Below are 1,998 nucleotides of genomic sequence, written 5' to 3'. Positions count from 1 at the left end.
CCCCGTTACCTTCTTCGTGAGCCTTCTCGGCGGCAAGCTGAGGGGCGACGGCCTGCCGGGCCCGGCATGATTACTGCCCCCTGTCGAAGTCATGATCTGGGGGGTGTTGTCACCGGGCCTGGTCTGGCAGTGCGTGATCGCTGATAGGGGCTGGGCCCGGAGACAGATCCGAGGTCATTCGTAACGTGGATGCCGACACTCACTGCCGATAGCAGGCCGTCAATGACCTGACGATCGGAGGAACGCGTGAACCTGAGTGTCGCTGGCTACGAGAGCGTGGAGATCTTCGTCGGCTTGGACGTCGGCAAGGGTGAGCACCATGCCGTCGCGCTCGACCGGCATGGCACCCGGCTGTTCGACAAGGCGTTACCCAACGACGAGCGCCGTATGCGCGCGCTGATCGGTGAGCTGAAGGCACACGGGCGGGTGCTGCTCGTCGTCGACCAGCCCGCGACTATCGGGGCGCTGCCGATCGCGGTCGCCAAGGCCGAGGGCGTGCTCGTGGGCTACCTGCCGGGGCTGGCGATGCGACGGATCGCGGATCTACACCCCGGCGAGGCCAAGACGGACGCCCGTGACGCGTTGATCATCGCCGAAACCGCCCGCACCATGCCGCACACGCTGCGGTCGATCCAGATCGCCGACGAGCAGATCGCCGAACTGACCATGCTGTGCGGCTTCGACGACGACCTGGCCGGGCAGATCGTTCAGGTCAGCAACCGCATCCGCGGCCTGCTCACACAAATCCACCCCGCACTCGAGCGGGTGATCGGGCCGAGGCTGGACCATCCGGCGATCCTCGACCTGCTCGAGCATTACCCGTCGCCGACGGCGATGGCCGCTGCCGGTGAGAAGCGTCTGGGGAATCGGCTGATCAAACGCGCGCCCCGGAAAGGCCGGGTATGGGCGGCCGAGATCACCGCAGCGTTGCGCGAGCAGACCGTAGTGGTCATCGGCACCAGCGCAGCCGGCACCGTGCTGCCGCGCCTTGCCGAGCAACTCGCCGGGCTGCGCCGACAGCGTGACGAGATCGCCGCCGAGGTCGAGCAACTCGTAGCGGCCCACCCTCTTCACCCCGTCCTGACGAGCATGCCCGGAGTCGGCGTCAGGACGGCGGCCCGACTCCTGACCGAGATCACCGGGAAGGAATTCCTCACCGCCGGCCACCTTGCCGCCTACGCCGGGCTCGCACCCGTCACCCGAAGATCAGGATCCTCGATCCGCGGCGAACACCCATCCCGGCGCGGCAACAAGGTCCTCAAGCGCGCGATGTTCCTATCCGCGTTCGCCGCACTCCGCGACCCCGACTCACGCCAGTACTACGACCGCAAGATCGCGCAAGGCAAACGCCACAACCAAGCCCTCATCGCCCTCGCACGACGCCGATCCGACGTGCTCTACGCGATGCTCCGCGACGGCACCCTCTACGAACCACGGGTGCAGCAGATGGCCGCATGACCCAACGATCCTCCCGGCGCGGGCCGAGAGGATCACAACCTAAACCGGGGCTACGGGTGACGGAGCAAGTGGTGGGTTTCCGTCGTTCCGGCATCAGTGAAGCCTTCACGTTCGTACAGGCGCTTCGCTCCCTCGTTGACCTTGTGAACCTGAAGTAGCGTCCCACGCCCGGCCTTCACGGATTCTTCGACCACCCAACTGAGGGCGGCAGCGCCGATGCCCTCGCCCTGACGGGCCGGGGTTACTTCGATGAGCTCGAGCCAGGTGTCTTCATCGCGGATGCCCAAGTACACCGCGCCAACAGCCGACCCGTCCTGTTCGAGAATGAAGACGTCGTGATCATCGACGAGCGGGCGGAAGAACTCCTGCTGCTGCACCACGATCCACGGACCATAGGCCGCTTCAACCAATTCCTTGTGAGCATCCTCGTGGAGCTGGAACAGCCACCCCTCATCCGTGACCGTAGCCATCCGGGTAGTAATCGTCATCCACGTATTCTGCCGCGCCCAAACCTGTTGTCGTGACCACGCTTGGGTTTGG

Annotated in this window: 2 protein-coding genes; one reads left to right on the top strand and one right to left on the bottom strand. The window is 65.6% G+C overall.

Annotated elements, in window-relative coordinates; all coding sequences use genetic code 11:
* The first annotated feature begins 252 nt into the window (after positions 1 to 252).
* Complete coding sequence (locus H516_RS0100405; RefSeq protein ID WP_033196659.1) at positions 253 to 1,458, top strand: IS110 family RNA-guided transposase; 1,206 nt, start codon at positions 253 to 255, stop codon at positions 1,456 to 1,458.
* Positions 1,459 to 1,508: 50 nt separating this feature from the next.
* Here the strand turns inward: H516_RS0100405 and H516_RS21040 are convergent, their stop codons facing one another.
* Positions 1,509 to 1,946 (bottom strand): GNAT family N-acetyltransferase, encoded by a 438-nt coding sequence (locus H516_RS21040; RefSeq protein ID WP_022887751.1) that lies wholly within the window; start codon positions 1,944 to 1,946, stop codon positions 1,509 to 1,511.
* Between the last annotated feature and the right edge of the window lie 52 nt (positions 1,947 to 1,998).

Origin of the sequence: Agromyces italicus DSM 16388, assembly GCF_000421545.1 — a bacterium.
Lineage (GTDB): Bacteria > Actinomycetota > Actinomycetes > Actinomycetales > Microbacteriaceae > Agromyces > Agromyces italicus.
Note: the sequence above shows the minus strand (reverse complement) of the source record. Positions and strands in the feature narration are given on the sequence as shown.